This is a genomic window from Shewanella algicola (assembly GCF_014648035.1).
Classification (GTDB): Bacteria; Pseudomonadota; Gammaproteobacteria; order Enterobacterales; family Shewanellaceae; genus Shewanella; species Shewanella algicola.
On sequence record NZ_BMQI01000164.1, the window covers coordinates 1 to 717 of the forward strand.

1 protein-coding gene is annotated in these 717 nt (G+C 39.7%); it reads left to right on the plus strand.

The window, feature by feature from the left end:
• The coding region (locus IEY42_RS22235; RefSeq protein WP_268244288.1) for a reverse transcriptase domain-containing protein at positions 1 to 717 on the plus strand (717 nt) is incomplete at both ends.

Sequence of the window (717 nt, forward strand, 5' to 3'; positions counted from 1 at the left end):
ATCTGCAATTTAAAGGTTATGGTTATATTGTTGAGGCAGATATTAAAGGCTTCTTTGACAACCTTGATCACGAATGGCTGATGGCTATGCTGGAGCAACGAATTGATGACAAGGCGATACTTAATTTAATAAACCAATGGTTAAAAGCACGGATAAAATCCCCTGATGGTGAATTTACTAAGCCATTAAGCGGTAGCCCACAAGGTGGCATTATCAGCCCTGTGTTAGCTAATATTTATTTGCATTATGCGCTAGACCTTTGGTTTGAAAAGAAAGTGAAGCCAAGGATGAAAGGCCGAGCAATGATGATCCGTTATGCGGATGATTTTGTTTGTGCGTTTCAGTTTGCACATGATGCTGAACGCTTTTATAAGGTTTTGCCAAAACGATTAAAGAAATTCAACCTAGACGTCGCAGAAGATAAAACATCATTGATGCGATTTAGCCGTTTTCATATTGGGCGAAAACGTCATTTTGTATTTCTTGGATTCGAGTTTTACTGGGGCAGAGATTCGAAAGGTAAAGCAAGACTCAGACGACGAACCGCTGTGAAGAAACAGAAGGCGACGTTGAGCGAGTATTATCAATGGATTAAAGCCAAGCGCTCATTAAAACTGAGTATTTGGCTTCCGCAGTTAAAACGTAAATTAACAGGGTTTAGAAACTATTTTGGTCTTCCCGACAACAGCCGAAGCTTATCGTATGTATATGACTATG